The following is a 16803-nucleotide window of genomic DNA, read 5'->3' on the forward strand; positions in this document are numbered from 1 at the left end:
CGTCACTGTAGCGACGGCCCCGGGTAATGGCAATCAGACTTGCGATTGACGGTCAGTCCTGCTGGGGCTGCAAGGCAGCGCGCAGGCTCTCGATGGCGGCATCGCGCGCCGTGGCATCGGCGAACTGCGGGCCGTCGGCCACGCACTCGCCTTCCAGCCACAGGCTGAAGCCCAGGCCTTCGTCACGTACATCCAGCGGCTGGCCCAGTTGCAACTGCTTGCTCACCGCGCCGGCCGCCTTGCCATCGGCAAAGCTGCGCGACAGCAGCAACTGCTCGCCGTCGGCTGCCAGCAGGCGGAAGCGGAAGCTGCCGTCCTCTTCACGGAAGCTCACGAAGCGTGCCGCCTTGACCGCCTTCTTCCTGGTTTCACCGCTGACCTGAACCGTGCTGCGGAACGAGCGCAGGCCCACTGCTTCGCGCAGTTGCTCAAGAAACGGCGTGGCGATCCTGCGGGCCTTCTGCGCGCCGGCCAGAAGAATATCCTCCAGGTCCGCCGGGCGGGAAATCAGCTGGTGGTAATGCTCGCGCGGCGCGCTCAACTGGCCGTCGACCAGCTGGAACAGGCGCTGCTTGGCTTCGCCCCAACCCAGCCCCTGCAGCAGCTCGCTGCGGAAGGCTTCGGCTTGCTCGGCGGTGGCAAAGGCCTGGAACAGGGTGAACAGGTGCGAGTTGTCCGGGTCCTTGGCCTCGCCCGGCGCGCGCGAGTCGGTGACGATGCGCGAGATCGCGTCCTTCATCTCCTTGGCACTGGTGAACAGCGGGATGGTGTTGTCGTAGCTCTTGGACATCTTGCGACCGTCCAGGCCCGGCAAGGTGGCCACGCTTTCCTCGATCAGCGCCTCGGGCATGGCGAAGAAGTCCTTGCCCTGGCCGAACAGGTGGTTGAAGCGCTGCCCGATATCACGGGCCATTTCCACGTGCTGGATCTGGTCGCGCCCCACCGGCACCTTGTTGGCATTGAACATCAGGATGTCCGCCGCCATCAGCACCGGATAGCTGTACAGGCCCATGCTCACGCCCGCATCCGGGTCTTCGCCGCTTTCCAGGTTCTTGTCCACCGAGGCCTTGTAGGCATGCGCGCGATTGAGCAGGCCCTTGGCCGCCACGCAGGTCAGCAGCCAGGTCAGCTCGGGGATCTCGGGAATGTCGGACTGGCGGTAGAAGGTCACGCGTTCCGGGTCCAGGCCGCCGGCCAGCCAGGTGGCGGCGATTTCCAGGCGCGAGCGCTGGATGCGCTGCGGGTCGTCGCACTTGATCAGCGCATGGTAGTCGGCCAGGAAGTAGAACGAGTCGACGCCCGGCTGCTGGCTGGCGAGGACCGCCGGGCGGATGGCACCGGCATAGTTGCCAAGGTGCGGCGTGCCCGTGGTGGTGATACCGGTAAGGATACGAGTGGTCATGGGTAATCGCTTATCAGGCTTGTATCAGTTCGAAAGGCGTGGCAGCACCAGATCCTTGAGGTCGGTCAGCTTGCCGTGAAAAAAGTGACCGCATTCTGCCACTTTCAGCAGCTCATGGGGGCGCGCCAGTGCATCGGACCAGGCGTAGACGATCTGCGGATCGATCACCTCGTCGGTTTCGGGCTGGATCACGCTCAAGGCACCGGCCTGCGGCAGGCCGTCGGTACCGCCAAGGCGCATCACCGCCGGGGCTACCATGAACAGGTGCTTGAGCGTGACGCCCTGGGCTTCGAGCCGGCCGCCGAGGCTGGCCGCGACGAAGCCGCCGAAGGAGAAGCCCATCAGCGTCAAAGGTAATTCGGGATGTTTTTCGCGCAGCCAGGTTGCAGCGGCCTGTGCATCGTCGACTTCGCCGCTGCCCATGTCATGGCTGCCAGCGCTCTGGCCTACACCGCGGTAGTTGAAGCGCAGGGTGATGTAGCCGGCATCGCGTGCGGTGCGCTGCAGCATCGACACCACCTTGTTGGTCATGGTGCCGCCCTGCACGGGGTTGGGGTGGCACAGCAGGACGATGCCGCGAGGGTCTGCCACGTCCAGGTACAGGGCTTCCAGCTGGCCAGCCGGGCCATCGATGAATACGGGGGTTTCGCGGATAAGCAAGGGTGAACTCCGTGACCTCTGGAGGGGTCGACTCGTCTAGCTGATGATTCTGTCTGAGATATTTGCGATCGCTCGCGGTATACAGCGCAGGTCCGAGCCGTTAACGTAAAGCAAAGCCGTTTATAGAGGAAGGACTCGTGGAACTCTCGCTCTTAGTTTGGTTGTTGCCGACCCTGGCCCTGGTAGTGGGTGTAGTCGTTGGTTTCCTGGTCGCCCGCCTCTTGCCCAATGCCGCCCCGAGCAGCACCCAGCGGCAGCTGGACGATATCCAGGAACGTTTTGACAGTTATCAGAGTGAAGTGGTGACCCATTTCAACAGCACCGCGGCGCTGGTCAAGAAGCTGACCCAGAGCTACCAGGAAGTGCAGGACCACCTGGCCGAAGGCGCCAACCGTCTGGCCCTGGACGAACAGACCCGTCAGCGCCTGCTGGCCGCACTGCACTCCGAGGCGCAGGGCCCGCGTGACCGTCTGACCCCGCCCAAGGACACCGAAGTGCCACGCGACTACGCGCCCAAGGCACCGAACACCCCGGGCATGCTGGATGAGCATTACGGGCTCAAGCGCTGATCGCAGCGGCCCCGTCACTGGCATGGCGCGCTCCTGCTGGAGCCGGCCTTGCCGGCGAATGCCACACCCAACCATCTTACACAAAGAAAAAAGGGGCCGATCACCGGCCCCTTTTTTCATCCCCTCACATCAACGATACCAGGGCCCCGCCGCATCCAGCGCCGGATACCTGGCCCGTGCCTGCGCCATCACATCGACCTCCAGCAGCCCGTCATCCACCAGCGCCTGCAAGCTGGCCAGCACCACACTGAAGCGGTCCACCTCGAAGAACTGGCGCAACCGCTGGCGCGTATCGCTGCGCCCGAAGCCGTCGGTGCCCAGCGTCACGTACGGCGCCGGCACGTACTCGGCAATCAATTGCGGCCAGGCACGTACATAGTCAGTTGCGGCAATCACCGGCGCATCTCCCACCAGGCATTGCGCCAGATGGCTGCTGCCACCCAGCCCCAGACGCTGCCCGCGCTGCACATCCCGTGCATCACGCGCCAGTTCGCTGAAGCTGGTCACACTGAACACCTCGCTGGCGATGCCCCAGTCCGCCGCCAGCAGCTCGCTCGCGGCGATCACCTCGCGCAGGATCGCCCCGGAGCCCAGCAGGCGAACCCGCCCCAGGGCATGCTCCACCGGCTGTTCGGCAAACCGGTACATCCCGCGCAACACTGCCGCATGTGCCTCAGGTGGCAGGGAGGGGTGTGGATAACTTTCATTCATCACCGCCACATAGTGAAACTCGTCGCACTGCTCCACCAACATGCGCCGCGCCGCGTGTTCCAGAATCACCGCCAGTTCGCCGGCAAAGCACGGCTCCCAGGCGCGGCAGTTGGGCACCATGGCCGCCATCACCAGGCTCGAGCCATCCTGGTGCTGCAAGCCTTCGCCGCCCAGGGTGGTGCGCCCTGCCGTGGCCCCCAGCAGCAGGCCACGTGCACGCTGGTCGGCCGCCGCCCATATCAGGTCGCCGACCCGCTGGAAGCCGAACATCGAGTAATAGATGTACACCGGCAACATCGGCTCGCCATGCACCGCATAGGAGGTGGCCGCCGCTACCCAGGACGACAGGGCCCCGGCCTCGGTGATGCCCTCCTCCAGCAACTGACCATCGCGCGACTCCCTGTAGGAGAGCAGCGAACTGGCATCTTCGGGTTCGTAACGCTGCCCATGGGGCGAGTAGATGCCGATCTGCCGGAACAGGCTGGCCATGCCGAAGGTGCGCGCTTCATCGGCGACAATCGGCACCACCCGCGGCCCCAGTTCCGGGGCCTTGAGCCAGGCACCGAGCATGCGCACCGCAGCCATGGTGGTGGACATCTCCTTGCCCTCGGCGTGCAGCGCAAAACCGCCCATCACCTCCAGCGCCGGTACCGGCAGCGTGCGCGCCTGGGGCCGCCGCGACGGCAGGCTGCCGCCCAGGGCATTGCGCCGCTCGCGCAGGTAGCGCATCTCCCGGCTGTTTTCGTCCGGCCGGTAGAACTGCAACTGCTCCACCTGCGCATCGCTCAAGGGCAGGTGGAAGCGGTCACGGAAGGCCAGCAGCGCCTGCACGTCGAGCTTCTTGGCCTGGTGCGCGGTCATGCGCGACTCGCCGGCCGCACTCATGCCGTAGCCCTTCTTGGTCTTGGCCAGGATCACCGTCGGCCGGCCCTTGCACGCCTTGGCGGCGGCAAAGGCGGCATACAGCTTGCGAAAATCATGGCCACCGCGCTTGAGCGCGTTGATCTCGGCCGAGCTCATGTGCTCGACCAGGCGCTGCAAGGCCGGGTGCTGGTTGAAGAAGTGTTCGAGGTTGTAGGCGCCGTCATTGGCCCCCAGGGTCTGGAACTGGCCGTCGGGGGTTGCCGCCAGCTGGCGCAGCAGCACGTGCTCGCTGTCGCGGGCAAACAGCGCATCCCATTCCGAGCCCCACAACACCTTGATCACGTTCCAGCCGGCGCCGCTGAACAGCGACTCCAGCTCCTGGATGATCTGGCCATTGCCACGCACCGGACCATCCAGGCGCTGCAGGTTGCAGTTGACGATGAAGGTCAGGTTGTCGAGTTGCTCACGGGCCGCCAGCGTCAGCCCGGCGATGGATTCGGGCTCGTCCATCTCGCCATCGCCGAACACGCCCCACACATGGCGCTGCGCGGTATCGGCCAGGCCGCGGTGCTGCAGGTAGCGCATGAAGCGCGCCTGGTACACGGCGTTTAGCGGGCCGATGCCCATCGACCCGGTGGGAAACTGCCAGAAGTCGGGCATCAGCCACGGGTGCGGGTAGGAGCACAGGCCATCGCCTGCGACCTCCTGCCGATAGCTGGCCAGCTGAGCCTCGCTCAGGCGCCCTTCAAGAAAGGCCCGGGCATAGATGCCGGGCGCCGAGTGCGGCTGGAAGAACACCAGGTCGGCCGTGCGCTGCTCGCCGCCCTCCTCGCCGCGAAAAAAATGCTGAAACCCCACCTCGAAGATCTCTGCGGCCGAAGCGTAACTGGCGATGTGCCCGCCCAGGTCACCGTAGGCATGGTTGGCACGCACCACCATCGCCAGGGCATTCCAGCGCAGGATGCTGGTGATGCGCTCGTCCAGTTCCAGATCGCCCGGGTAGGCGCCCTGATGTTCGAGCGACAGGGTGTTGCGGTACGCCGAGTACGGCTGGGCACCACGCTCCAGGCCCAGTTCGCGGGCATGCGCCTCCAACTGTTCGAGCAGAAACCGCGCGCGGGCCGGGCCGCAGTGCGCCAGGGTCGACTCCAGCGCCTCCAGCCACTCTGCAGTTTCGCCAGGGTCGCTGTCACCGGGCACGCCGTCGCCAGGCACAAGGTTCATCATTGCCACCATTGCATTGACCTCATCCGTGACGGGTTCAGGCACTCGCCTTGAGTGCCTGTTGCACATCGGCCAGCAGGTCGTCGATGTCTTCCAGCCCCACCGACAACCGCACCAGCCCCTCGGAGATGCCGTAATGCGCACGCTCCTCTGGGGTATAGCTGGAATGAGTCATGCTTGCCGGGTGCTGCGCCAGCGACTCGGCATCGCCCAGGCTCACCGCGCGGCTGAACAGTTGCAGGGCGTTCATGAACCGCCGCCCGGCACCGATGCCGCCCTTGAGTTCGAAGGCGATCATGCCGCCCGGCTGGCTCATCTGCTGGCGGGCCAGGGTGTACTGCGGGAAGCTCGCCAGGCCCGGGTAATGGATCAGCTCCACCTGCGGCTGCCGGGCGAGGAACTCGGCCAGCACCTGAGCGTTGGCGCAGTGGCGGTCCATGCGCAGGTTGAGGGTCTTGATGCCGCGCATCAACAGTGCGGCGTCATGGGGCGAGAGCACCGCACCGGTCATGTCCTTGAGGCCCTGCAGACGTATACGGTCCACCAGTGCCTGGCTGCCCACCACAATGCCAGCAGTGATGTCGCCATGGCCGCTCAGGTACTTGGTGGCCGAATGCACCACCAGGTCGGCGCCCAGCTCCAGTGGCCGTTGCAGGTACGGCGTGCAGTAGGTGTTGTCGACCACCACGGTCGCGCCGTGCTTGCGTGCAATCTTCGCCACGCCGGCGATATCGGCCATGTGCATGTTGGGGTTGGCCGGCGACTCGAAATAGATCACCCGGGTGGCCGGCGTCATGGCCGCCTCCAGTGCCTGCAGGTCGGCCATGTCCACATGGCGCAGCTTGACCCCGAACTCGCCGATGCCGTGGTGCAGGAAGGCAAAGGTGCAGCCGTACAGGGTGTTGCCCAGCAGCACCTCGTCACCGGGGCGCAGCAGTGTCCATAGCGTGGACGTGATCGCCCCCATGCCCGAGGCCAGCGCCAGCCCGGCCTCGCCGCCTTCCAGCGAGGCCATGCGTGCTTCCAGCAGGTTGAGGGTGGGGTTGGAGATGCGGCTGTAGAAATGCCCGGCCTGCTCGCCGGCAAAGCACGCAGCGCCGTATTCCACGGTGGGGAAGGTGAACGTCGCGGTCTGGTAGACCGGTGGCACCAGTGCGCCGCCGTGGTCCTGGGGGTCGTAGCCATGGTGAATGGCGCGGGTGGCAAATCCTGGGAGCTTGTTGGAGCCGTGCATGGCAACCGCCTCTTGTGGTTTGTTATAAGCTTATTCCACAGACCGGCTTAAATTTTTCCAAATACGCCTACGAAAAGCGCCGCTCACTGACATAAAAACAACAAGAACAGGCTATGGAGGGCAAGACATGCCTAGCGCCATCGACCGTACCGACCGCGCACTGCTGGCCGCGCTGCAAGACAATGCCCGACTGACCGTGGCCGAGCTCGCCGACAGCGTCGCCCTGACCACCTCGCCGTGCTGGCGGCGGGTCAAGCTGCTGGAGGAGTCGGGCTACATCACCGGCTATCAGGCCATCCTGTCACCCAAGGCACTGGGCTTCGGAGTGACCGCCTTCGTCAGCATCATGATGGATTCGCACAGCAAGGAGATGGCCCGGGCATTCGAGCAGCGGCTGATGGATATCCCCGAAATCGTGGCGTGCCACAACATCTCCGGGCGCTATGACTTCCTGCTGGAGATTCTGGCGCGGGATCTGGAGTCGTTCGGCGAGTTCACCCGCGAGGTACTGCAGCGGCTGCCGGGGGTGAAGGAGATCTATTCGAGCTTCTCGTTCAAGGCGGTGAAGGAGAAGCGGGTGATTCCGGTGGCACAGAAGCATATTTGAAGCGGCGTGTCCGCTGGGCACTTCCCCGGCAAGGCCTGCTCCTGCATGGCCTTGCGCTCACCGTAGGAGCCGGTCTTGCCGGCGAAGCGGCCAGCCGCCACAAAAAAGCCCGCGATGGCCTTCACCATCGCGGGCTTTTCATTCAGCAGCAGCGCTTAGATCGCGCCACGCTTGCGCAGCAGTTCCAGTACCTGCTTGACGCCCTCTTCCACGCCAACGCTCTGGGTGTCGATCACCAGGTCCGCATCCTGCGGCACGTCATACGGGAAGCTCTCGCCCGGGATGTTGTCGCCACCGGCCGCGTACAGCCCCTGCGGATCACGCTCACGGCACACCAACGGCGAAGCCTGGACGTAAACGGTCAGCAAGCGCTCCTTGCCGATCAGCGCCTTGGCCTGTTCACGGCCTTCGGCATCCGGTGCCACGAACGCGGCCAGGGTCAGCAAGCCCGCTTCGTTGAACTGACGCGCCACATGCGCAGCACGACGCCAGTTCTCGGTACGCCCGGCACGGTCCTGCGGCAGGCCTTTGTTCAGGTCATGGCGCAGGTTCTGCCCATCGAGCACGTACACCGCACGGCCCATGTCGAACAGCTTGCGCTCAACGGCATACGCCAGGGTGCTCTTGCCCGCGCCCGACAGGCCGCTGAACAGCACGGTGGCCGGCTGCTGGCCGAAGCGCAAGGCACGCTCCTCGGTGGTCACGTGGGCCTGCCTGCCATGCTGGCCGGTGCTGCCGTGAGGCAGTACCGGTGGCGCGATGATCATGCCCGCGCCCACGGTGCCGTTGGTCAGGCGGTCGATGATGATGAACGCGCCGGTGGTGCGGTTGCTGTCGTAGCCGTCCAGCGCGATCGGAGCGTCCAGGCTCACCTTGACCTTGCCGATCTCGTTGAGCTGCAACGCACTCGCAGCGCCCTGTTCCAGGGTGTTCACATCGACCTTGTGGGCGATGCTGGCAATCGAGCCCGGCACGTAGCTGGTGGCGCGCTTGATGTCGTATTTCTTGCCCGGCAGCATCGGCTCTTCGGCCATCCACACCAGCATGGCGTCGAACTGGTCGGTCACCGGCGGGACGTTGTCGGCATGCACCAGCAGGTCGCCACGGGAGATGTCGATCTCGTCTTCCATGGTCAGGGTCACGGCCTGGCCCGGGCCGGCCTGCTCCAGCTCACCTTCGTAGGTGACGATGGACTTCACGCGGCTGCTCTTGCCCGACGGCAGCACCACGATCTCGTCGCCCTTGTGTACCACGCCGCTGGCCAGGGTGCCGGCAAAGCCACGGAAGTTCAGGTTGGGACGGTTGACGTACTGCACCGGAAAACGCAGGTCGGTGAAGTTGCGGTCGGCCGCCACTTCCACGGTTTCGAGGATTTCCATCAGCGCAGGGCCGGTGTACCACGGCGAACGCTCGCTGCGGTTGACCACGTTGTCGCCCTTGAGCGCCGACATCGGCACGAAGTGCAGGCTGCTGGGGGTCATGTTGATGGCTTCGGCAAACTTCAGGTAGTCGGCCTTGATGCCTTCGAACACGTCCTGGTCGAAGCCCTTGAGGTCCATCTTGTTCACGGCCACGACGATGTGCTTGATGCCCAGCAGCGAAGCGATGTAGCTGTGCCGGCGGGTCTGGGTCTGCACGCCGTAGCGCGCGTCCACCAGGATGATCGCCAGGTCGCAGGTGGACGCACCGGTGGCCATGTTGCGGGTGTACTGCTCGTGGCCCGGGGTATCGGCGATGATGAACTTGCGCTTGGCCGTGGAGAAATAGCGGTAGGCCACATCGATGGTGATGCCCTGCTCGCGCTCGGCCTGCAGGCCGTCGACCAGCAATGCCAGGTCGATGTCGTCACCGGTGGTGCCGACTTTCTTCGAATCGCGGGTAATGGCTTCCAGATGGTCTTCGTAGATCATCTTGGAGTCGTGCAGCAGGCGCCCGATCAGGGTGCTCTTGCCGTCGTCGACGTTACCGCAGGTCAAGAAGCGCAGCAGTTCCTTGCGTTCGTGCTGGGCCAGGTAGGCGAGGATGTCCTCGCTGATCAATTCGGATTGGTGCGACATGGTCTGACCCTAACTTAGAAATAGCCCTGACGTTTCTTGTCTTCCATGGAACCTGCGCCATCGTGGTCGATGACGCGGCCCTGGCGCTCGGAAGTGCGCGTCAGGAGCATTTCCTGAATGATGTCGGTCAGGCTCTCGGCCTCCGACTCCACCGCGCCCGTCAACGGGTAGCAGCCAAGGGTACGGAAACGCACTTTCTTCTTGACGATGCGAGCCTTCTCTTCATCCGAGAGGTGCTCCAGGATGCGCTCGTCATCGATCATGATCAGGGTGCCGTTCTTCTCGATCACTTCGCGCTCGGCTGCAAAGTACAGCGGCACGATCGGGATGCCTTCGAGGTAGATGTACTGCCAGATATCCAGCTCGGTCCAGTTCGACAGCGGGAACACGCGAATCGACTCGCCCTTGTTGACCTTGCCGTTGTACACGTTCCACAGCTCTGGGCGCTGGTTCTTCGGGTCCCAGCGGTGCTTGCTGTCACGGAACGAGTACACGCGCTCCTTGGCCCGCGACTTCTCTTCGTCGCGCCGCGCGCCACCGAAGGCGGCGTCGAAGCCGTGCTTGTCGAGCGCCTGCTTGAGGCCCTCGGTCTTCATGATGTCGGTGTGCTTGGCACTGCCGTGGGTGAACGGATTGATGCCCTGGGCAACGCCATCGGGGTTGACGTGGGTGATCAGCTCCAGGCCCATTTCCTCGACCATCTTGTCGCGGAAGCTGTACATCTCCTGGAATTTCCACTGGGTGTCGACGTGCATCACCGGAAACGGCAGCTTGCCCGGGAAGAAGGCCTTGCGTGCCAGGTGCAGCATCACGGCCGAATCCTTGCCGATCGAGTACAGCATCACCGGGTTGTCGAACTCGGCGGCCACCTCACGAATGATGTGGATGCTCTCCGCCTCCAACTGTTTCAAATGCGTCAGCTTGTCGACCATGGCTACTCACGGAAAATCAATCTTATGGACGGCCAGCGGGCCGTGTTCGAGCGGGCCACTTTATCACAGCACCCGATTCTATTTAGGCAGGCTACTAGAACGAAACAGTATAAGAATATGCCTTGGCGTTTTAGCCTCAGATCGGGTTCGGGCAGTCGATGAACAGGTGTTCCAGAGCGAATCGACGTGCCAGGTAATCGCCCAGCGCCTGCACCCCGTAACGCTCGGTGGCGTGGTGGCCGGCGGCGATGAAGCTGATGCCGTTCTCGCGAGCACTGTGGAAAGTCTGTTCCGACGCCTCGCCGCTCAAGTACAGGTCGACCCCTGCGGCAATCGCCTGGTCGATGTAGCCCTGGCCGCCGCCGGTGCACCAGCCCACCCGGCGAATGACCTCGTCGCCTTCGATCAGCAGCGGCTCGCGGCCCATCACGTCGCTGACCTTGCGCGCGAAATCCCGCGCCGACATCGGTTCGGCCAGTGAGCCCACCAGGCCCACCACCCGCGGGTTGGCCGGGTCCAGCGGGCCCTCGACGGTGATGTCCAGCTGGCGCGCCAGCTGCACGTTGTTGCCCACCTCGGGGTGCAGGTCCAGCGGCAGGTGGTAGGCCAGCAGGCTCAGGTCGTGTTTGAGCAGGGTCTTGAGGCGGCGCTGCTTCATGCCGGTGATGCAGGGGTTCTCACCCTTCCAGAAATAGCCGTGGTGCACCAGCACCAGGTCGGCGCCCGCCTCGACCGCAGCGTCCAGCAATGCCTGGCTGGCGGTGACGCCGGTGACGATGCGCGACACCTGCGGGTTGCCCTCGACCTGCAGGCCGTTGGGGCAGTAGTCCTGGATTTTTGCGCTGCCAAGGTAGCGATCGGCTTCCTCGACCAGGGTGCTCAGGGCAACAGCCATGCAAAGACTCCTCAATTCAGCGGTTCAGCGTGGCACAAGGCCTCGTATAATGGCCGCCATTATGAGCCGTCGACCGTTTTTGGGGAAACCGACGGCAACTGCCCGGGGGCGCGGCGCCATGACCGTCATGGCTCGACGTGATTTAGCAGTTCCTGCACGGGCCTTGCCGCAGTATGATCGCGCGCGTTCATCTACTCCCCACTGCGGCATCGGCTCTGGCCACCTCCCAGGATCCATCTCATGTTCAAGGCTCTGCGTTACTTTGCCTGGCCACTGGTCACCGGCGTACTGATCGCCCTGCTGGTCATCCAGCAATTTCCCCAATGGGTCGGCCTGCCCAGCCAGGACGTCAACCTGCAGCAGGCGCCGCAGACCACGCGGCTGATGCAGGGCCCCGTGTCGTATGCCGATGCGGTGAGCAATGCGGCCCCCGCAGTGGCCAACCTGTACACCACCAAGGTGGTCAACAAGACCGCGCACCCGCTGTTCGAAGACCCACAGTTCCGCCGCTTCTTCGGTGACAACCTGCCCAAGCAGCGGCGCTGGGAATCGAGCCTGGGCTCGGCGGTGATCATGAGCCCGGAGGGCTACCTGCTGACCAACAACCACGTGACCTCCGGCGCCGACCAGATCGTGGTGGCGCTCAAGGACGGCCGCGAGACCCTGGCACGGGTGATCGGCAGCGACCCGGAAACCGACCTGGCCGTGCTCAAGATCGACCTCAAGAACCTGCCCTCGATCACCATCGGGCGCTCGGACAACATCCACATCGGTGATGTGGCGCTGGCCATCGGCAACCCGTTCGGCGTCGGCCAGACCGTGACCATGGGCATCATCAGCGCCACCGGGCGCAACCAGCTGGGCCTGAACAACTACGAAGACTTCATCCAGACCGACGCGGCCATCAACCCGGGCAACTCCGGTGGCGCGCTGGTGGATGCCAATGGCAACCTGACCGGCATCAACACCGCGATCTTCTCCAAGTCCGGCGGCTCGCAGGGCATCGGCTTCGCCATCCCCACCAAGCTGGCGCTGGAGGTGATGAAGTCGATCATCGAGCATGGCCAGGTGATTCGCGGCTGGCTGGGTATCGAGGTGCAACCGCTGAGCCAGGAGCTGGCCGAGTCGTTCGGCATGCAGGGCCGGCCAGGCATCGTGGTGGCGGGCATCTTCCGCGACGGGCCGGCGCAGAAGGCCGGCCTGCAGCTGGGTGACGTGATTCTGAGCATCAATGGCGAACCGGCCGGCGATGGCCGGCGCTCGATGAACCAGGTGGCGCGGATCAAGCCCAACGACAAGGTGGCCATCGAAGTGGTGCGCAACGGCAAGCCGCTGAAGCTGATCGCCGAGATCGGCCTGCGTCCACCGCCTGCACCCGCGCCCAAGGAAGAGGACTGACCCCTGGCCGCGCCGGCCTGACGCCGCATCGGCGCAGCACTGCGTGCGGCGGGTGATTGGCACAACCGACTGTTCTGTGACAGCCTTGCACGCAACGCCAGCGATGCCTTTCTTCAAGCACGCACCCCGGCCTGCGTGCACTTTTTCGGAGCAGTCATGACCAATCCCCTGATTCTCGAACCCCAGAAAACCGCCGACGCCTGTGTCATCTGGCTGCATGGCCTGGGCGCCGACCGCTATGACTTCATGCCGGTGGCCGAAGCCCTGCAGGAAGTGCTGCTGAGCACGCGCTTCGTGATGCCGCAGGCACCCACCCAGCCAGTCACCATCAACAATGGCTACGCCATGCCCAGCTGGTACGACATCAAGGCGCTGACGCCGGGTGCACGCGCCATCGACGAAGCGCAACTCGACGCCTCGGCACAGGCAGTCATCGACCTGATCAAGCAGGAACAGGCCAAGGGCGTCGCCCTGTCGCGCATCATCCTGGCCGGCTTCTCCCAGGGCGGTGCAGTGGTTCTGCACACCGCCTATGTAAAGTGGCAGGAGACGCTGGGCGGGGTAATGGCCCTTTCCACCTACGCCCCGACCTTCACCGACAGCACCGTGCTCAGCGCCAGCCAGCAGCGCATTCCCGCGCTGTGCCTGCACGGCGTGTACGACCCGGTGGTCATCCCGTCCATGGGGCGTGCCGCCTTCGAGTACCTGAACAGCTGGGGCGTCACCGTGCAGTGGAAGGAATACCCGATGGAACACGCCGTGCTGCCCGAGGAAATCCAGGACATCGGCGCCTGGCTGATCGAGCGTCTGCGCTAAAAAACGCCTTGCCTGTAGTTGTCGGAGCAATCCACTACGCCGCGCCCGAATCTTGCATTACACTGGCCGGCGTACATTCCTTAACCAATTGATGAGATGACCGTGCTCAAAGCACTCAAGAAGATGTTCGGAAAGAGCGAGGTTGAGCAACTCGCCACCGAAAGCGTTGCTACCGTGCAGCCGCCCGCAGCACCCAAGGCCCCGGCTCCCGCCGCGCCGCTCAAGGCTCAGACCGAAGCCGCCGCGCCAGCGCGCGCCGAAAAGCCGGTGGAAAAACCCCTGGAGCAACCGGCGAGCAAACCGGTCGAGGCCAAGCCGCGCCGCGAGCGCAAGCCAAAACCCCAGGCCAGCACCTGGAAACTGGAAGACTTTGTGGTGGAACCGCAAGAGGGCAAGACCCGCTTCCACGACTTCAAGCTCTCGCCCGAGCTGATGCATGCCATCCACGACCTGGGTTTCCCGTACTGCACGCCGATCCAGGCCGAAGTACTGGGCTTCACCCTGCGTGGCAAGGATGCGATCGGCCGGGCCCAGACCGGCACCGGCAAGACCGCCGCGTTCCTGATCTCGATCATCAGCCAGCTGCAACAGACCCCGCCGCCCAAAGAGCGCTACATGGGCGAGCCGCGGGCGCTGATCATTGCCCCTACCCGCGAACTGGTGGTGCAGATCGCCAAGGACGCCGCCGAGCTGACCAAGTACACCGGCCTGAACGTGATGACGTTCGTCGGTGGCATGGACTTCGACAAGCAGCTCAAGGCCCTTGAGGCACGCCACTGCGACATCCTGGTGGCCACCCCGGGTCGCCTGCTGGACTTCAACCAGCGCGGTGAAGCGCACCTGGACATGGTCGAGGTGCTGGTGCTGGACGAAGCCGACCGCATGCTCGACATGGGCTTCATCCCGCAGGTTCGCCAGATCATCCGCCAGACCCCGCCCAAGAGCGAGCGCCAGACGCTGCTGTTCTCGGCCACCTTCACCGAAGACGTGATGAACCTGGCGCAACAGTGGACCACCGACCCGGCCATCGTCGAGATCGAGCCGGAGAACGTTGCCAGCGAAACCGTCGAGCAGCATGTGTATGCGGTAGCCGGTGCCGACAAGTACAAGCTGCTGTACAACCTGGTGACCGAGAACAAGTGGGAGCGGGTCATCGTGTTCGCCAACCGCAAGGACGAGGTGCGCCGTATCGAGGAGCGCCTGGTGCGTGACGGCGTGAATGCCGCGCAATTGTCGGGCGATGTGCCGCAGCACAAGCGCATCAAGACCCTGGAGAATTTCCGCGAAGGCCGGGTCACCGTGCTGGTGGCCACCGATGTGGCCGGTCGCGGGATCCACATCGACGGCATCAGCCACGTGATCAACTTCACCCTGCCCGAAGACCCGGACGACTACGTGCACCGTATCGGCCGTACCGGCCGTGCGGGTACCAGTGGCGTGTCGATCAGCTTCGCCGGTGAGGACGATTCGTACCAGTTGCCGGGTATCGAGGCATTGCTGGGGCGCAAGATCAGTTGCGAGACCCCGCCGACCGAGCTGCTCAAGCCGGTGGCGCGCAAGCATCACTGAGTCGATTGATGGACAGAAAACGCAGCCCTCGCCGGCTGCGTTTTTTTTTGCGTTGACCGGGCTGGCTCATCGCGGGTCAAGCCCGCTCCCACAGCGACAACAGTAATGATTGTGGGGGCGGGCTCGACCCGCGATAGGGTTGGCGCAATTAAACTATTTGTCCATAATAGACAAAATAGTTCAAATGGAGCGCCGCATGTCTACCCCACGCGTGATCGACCAGCCCCTGGCCCGCCAACTGCTCGCGCAGGTGGACGTGCCGCAGATCCTGCGCAAGCTGTTCCGTGACCTGGCCGCCGGCCAGGCCGTGCAGCCGCCGCAACAGCTGGTGGAGTTCCCGGCCGGCAGGGGCGACTTCATCAACTACGGCGGGGTGCTCGCCGAAGACCGCGTCTACGGCGTCAAGACCTCGCCCTACATCGTGCGCGAAGGCGCGCCGCTGATCACCGCCTGGACATTGCTGATGTCCATGGACAGCGGCCAGCCACTGCTATTGTGCGACGCCGGTGAACTGACCACCGCACGCACCGCTGCCACCACCGCCGTCGCGGTCGACGCCCTGGCCCCCACCAGCGCCAGGCGCCTGACCGTGATCGGCAGCGGCCCCATCGCCCAGGCCCACCTGCACTATGTACGCGGCGTGCGCGACTGGCAGGACATCCGCCTGCACTCGCCAGGCCTCAAGGATAAAAGCGCCGAGCAGCGCGAAGCCCTCGGTGCACTCGACCCGCGCCTGAGCCTGGTGGACGACCTGCAATCAGCACTGCACGACGCCGACGTGATCATGCTGTGCACCTCGTCGGCAAAGCCTGTGATCGACCCGCGCCAGCTGAGCAAGCCGGCCCTGATCACCTCGATCAGCACCAACGCGGTACGCGCCCACGAAGTGCCGCCCGAGTGCCTGACCGACATGGACGTGTACTGCGACTACCGCCTGACCACCCCCGGCTCGGCCGGCGAGATGCGCATCGCCAGCGAGCAGCACGGCTGGCAGGCCGACGCCATCATCGGCGACCTGGCCCAGTTGCTCAGCGAGCAGGCGCCGCGCCCGACCTACCAGCGCCATGCCTTCTTCCGCTCCATCGGCCTGGGCCTGGAAGACATCGCCCTGGCCAACGCCCTGTACCGCCTGCACGGGTGACGCCCGCCCGCGTTTGCGGCACACTCCCAGCGCCCTTCGCCTAGGGCGCTGACACCGCCTGGAGCCCGCCTGCATGCCGATACCGCCCCACGACCCCGCCCTGAGCAACTTTCGCGCGATTGCCGACGCCATCGCCACGCTGTTCTTCCCCCACGCCGAGGTGGTGCTGCACGACCTGCGCAGCCAGAAAATCGACTACATCGCCAACAACCTGTCCAAGCGCGAGATCGGCGACGATGCGGCCCTGGAAGACATGTTCGAGGCAGGTACCGACGAAACCAACATCGGCCCCTACGAAAAGCTCAATTGGGACGGGCAGAAGATCCGCTCGCTCAGCACCGTGCTGCGCGACGGCCAGGGCAAGCCGCAGGCCGTGCTGTGCATCAACCTGAACATCTCGATGTTCGAAAACGCCAAGGCGGCGCTGGACCTGTTTCTCTCGCCCACCCGGCTGATCGCCCAGCCCGACGCGCTGTTTCGCGATGACTGGCAGGAGCGCATCAACACGTTTCTCAACAGCTGGCTGCGCGAGCGCCAGCTGGCACTGAGCAACCTGAATCGCGACCACAAGCGCGAACTGGTGCTGGCCCTGCATGCCGAGGGTGCGTTTCGCGGCAAGAGCGCCGCCAACTACGTGGCCAACGTGTTGAACATGGGCCGGGCCACGGTGTACAAGCACCTCAAGGAGCTCAAGGCCTGAACGAACTCAGGCCTCGGGCAGGCG

Annotated in this window: 14 protein-coding genes; 7 read left to right on the top strand and 7 right to left on the bottom strand. The window is 64.6% G+C overall.

The features are described from left to right. Positions 1-52: 52 nt before the first annotated feature. A complete protein-coding gene (locus NP552_RS13260) occupies positions 53-1402 on the bottom strand; it encodes a tryptophan--tRNA ligase (RefSeq protein ID WP_043862042.1) in 1350 nt (449 codons plus the stop codon). Between the two features lie 24 nt (positions 1403-1426). Continuing rightward, entirely contained in the window at positions 1427-2062 is a 636-nt protein-coding gene (locus NP552_RS13265) for an alpha/beta hydrolase (RefSeq protein WP_058540873.1), read from the bottom strand. Positions 2063-2199: 137 nt separating this feature from the next. On the opposite strand from NP552_RS13265, the gene NP552_RS13270 reads away from it, so the two are divergent. Next, positions 2200-2631, top strand: a complete 432-nt coding sequence (locus NP552_RS13270) for a YhcB family protein (protein ID WP_043862040.1) — start codon at positions 2200-2202, stop codon at positions 2629-2631. A 129-nt stretch (positions 2632-2760) separates the two neighbouring features. On the opposite strand, the gene mdeB is transcribed toward NP552_RS13270, so the two are convergent. Both mdeB and NP552_RS13280 read right to left on the bottom strand, forming a co-directional pair. Next, positions 2761-5442, bottom strand: coding sequence for an alpha-ketoglutarate dehydrogenase (gene mdeB / locus NP552_RS13275; RefSeq protein ID WP_123752847.1), 2682 nt, complete (start codon positions 5440-5442; stop codon positions 2761-2763). A 25-nt stretch (positions 5443-5467) separates the two neighbouring features. Beyond that, on the bottom strand, positions 5468-6664 hold the full coding sequence (locus NP552_RS13280) for a methionine gamma-lyase (RefSeq protein WP_274096805.1): 1197 nt from the start codon (positions 6662-6664) through the stop codon (positions 5468-5470). Between the two features lie 127 nt (positions 6665-6791). On the opposite strand from NP552_RS13280, the gene NP552_RS13285 reads away from it, so the two are divergent. Then, positions 6792-7271: an Lrp/AsnC family transcriptional regulator gene (locus tag NP552_RS13285; protein WP_043861021.1), complete on the top strand. Its 480-nt coding sequence runs from the start codon at positions 6792-6794 to the stop codon at positions 7269-7271. A gap of 155 nt (positions 7272-7426) precedes the next feature. On the opposite strand, the gene cysN is transcribed toward NP552_RS13285, so the two are convergent. The 3 genes from cysN to NP552_RS13300 form a co-directional block, all read right to left on the bottom strand. Then, positions 7427-9328, bottom strand: coding sequence for a sulfate adenylyltransferase subunit CysN (gene cysN, locus NP552_RS13290; RefSeq protein ID WP_088515546.1), 1902 nt, complete (start codon positions 9326-9328; stop codon positions 7427-7429). A gap of 14 nt (positions 9329-9342) precedes the next feature. After that, positions 9343-10260, bottom strand: coding sequence for a sulfate adenylyltransferase subunit CysD (gene cysD, locus NP552_RS13295; RefSeq protein WP_058540870.1), 918 nt, complete (start codon positions 10258-10260; stop codon positions 9343-9345). A gap of 136 nt (positions 10261-10396) precedes the next feature. Beyond that, positions 10397-11155 carry a Nif3-like dinuclear metal center hexameric protein gene (locus NP552_RS13300; protein WP_043861018.1) on the bottom strand — a complete coding sequence of 253 codons (759 nt, stop codon included), beginning with the start codon at positions 11153-11155 and terminating at the stop codon, positions 10397-10399. A 240-nt stretch (positions 11156-11395) separates the two neighbouring features. On the opposite strand from NP552_RS13300, the gene algW reads away from it, so the two are divergent. The 5 genes from algW (at position 11396) to NP552_RS13325 (ending at position 16779) form a co-directional block, all read left to right on the top strand. Further along, positions 11396-12553: a Do family serine endopeptidase AlgW gene (gene algW / locus NP552_RS13305; RefSeq protein WP_043861017.1), complete on the top strand. Its 1158-nt coding sequence runs from the start codon at positions 11396-11398 to the stop codon at positions 12551-12553. Between the two features lie 156 nt (positions 12554-12709). Next, the gene (locus tag NP552_RS13310; RefSeq protein ID WP_043861016.1) at positions 12710-13369 is read left to right on the top strand and encodes an alpha/beta hydrolase; all 660 of its coding nucleotides are present in this window, start codon (positions 12710-12712) and stop codon (positions 13367-13369) included. A 102-nt stretch (positions 13370-13471) separates the two neighbouring features. Continuing rightward, complete coding sequence (gene rhlB, locus NP552_RS13315; protein WP_043861027.1) at positions 13472-14938, top strand: ATP-dependent RNA helicase RhlB; 1467 nt, start codon at positions 13472-13474, stop codon at positions 14936-14938. 196 nt (positions 14939-15134) lie between these two features. Beyond that, positions 15135-16079, top strand: a complete 945-nt coding sequence (locus NP552_RS13320; protein ID WP_043861015.1) for an ornithine cyclodeaminase family protein — start codon at positions 15135-15137, stop codon at positions 16077-16079. A 73-nt stretch (positions 16080-16152) separates the two neighbouring features. Continuing rightward, a complete protein-coding gene (locus NP552_RS13325; RefSeq protein WP_254996648.1) occupies positions 16153-16779 on the top strand; it encodes a helix-turn-helix transcriptional regulator in 627 nt (208 codons plus the stop codon). The last annotated feature ends 24 nt before the right edge of the window (positions 16780-16803 follow it).

The organism is Pseudomonas sp. 8209, assembly GCF_028682105.1.
Lineage (GTDB): Bacteria > Pseudomonadota > Gammaproteobacteria > Pseudomonadales > Pseudomonadaceae > Aquipseudomonas > Aquipseudomonas palmensis.

What these genes read in the sequence shown, in the direction of transcription:
- NP552_RS13260 (WP_043862042.1), bottom strand. Translation starts at nt 1,402, where the DNA reads ATGACCACTCGTATCCTTACCGGTATCACCACCACGGGCACGCCGCAC.
- mdeB (WP_123752847.1), bottom strand. Translation starts at nt 5,442, where the DNA reads ATGGTGGCAATGATGAACCTTGTGCCTGGCGACGGCGTGCCCGGTGAC.
- NP552_RS13280 (WP_274096805.1), bottom strand. Translation starts at nt 6,664, where the DNA reads ATGCACGGCTCCAACAAGCTCCCAGGATTTGCCACCCGCGCCATTCAC.
- NP552_RS13285 (WP_043861021.1), top strand. Translation starts at nt 6,792, where the DNA reads ATGCCTAGCGCCATCGACCGTACCGACCGCGCACTGCTGGCCGCGCTG.
- cysN (WP_088515546.1), bottom strand. Translation starts at nt 9,328, where the DNA reads ATGTCGCACCAATCCGAATTGATCAGCGAGGACATCCTCGCCTACCTG.
- cysD (WP_058540870.1), bottom strand. Translation starts at nt 10,260, where the DNA reads ATGGTCGACAAGCTGACGCATTTGAAACAGTTGGAGGCGGAGAGCATC.
- NP552_RS13300 (WP_043861018.1), bottom strand. Translation starts at nt 11,155, where the DNA reads ATGGCTGTTGCCCTGAGCACCCTGGTCGAGGAAGCCGATCGCTACCTT.
- algW (WP_043861017.1), top strand. Translation starts at nt 11,396, where the DNA reads ATGTTCAAGGCTCTGCGTTACTTTGCCTGGCCACTGGTCACCGGCGTA.
- NP552_RS13310 (WP_043861016.1), top strand. Translation starts at nt 12,710, where the DNA reads ATGACCAATCCCCTGATTCTCGAACCCCAGAAAACCGCCGACGCCTGT.
- NP552_RS13320 (WP_043861015.1), top strand. Translation starts at nt 15,135, where the DNA reads ATGTCTACCCCACGCGTGATCGACCAGCCCCTGGCCCGCCAACTGCTC.
- NP552_RS13325 (WP_254996648.1), top strand. Translation starts at nt 16,153, where the DNA reads ATGCCGATACCGCCCCACGACCCCGCCCTGAGCAACTTTCGCGCGATT.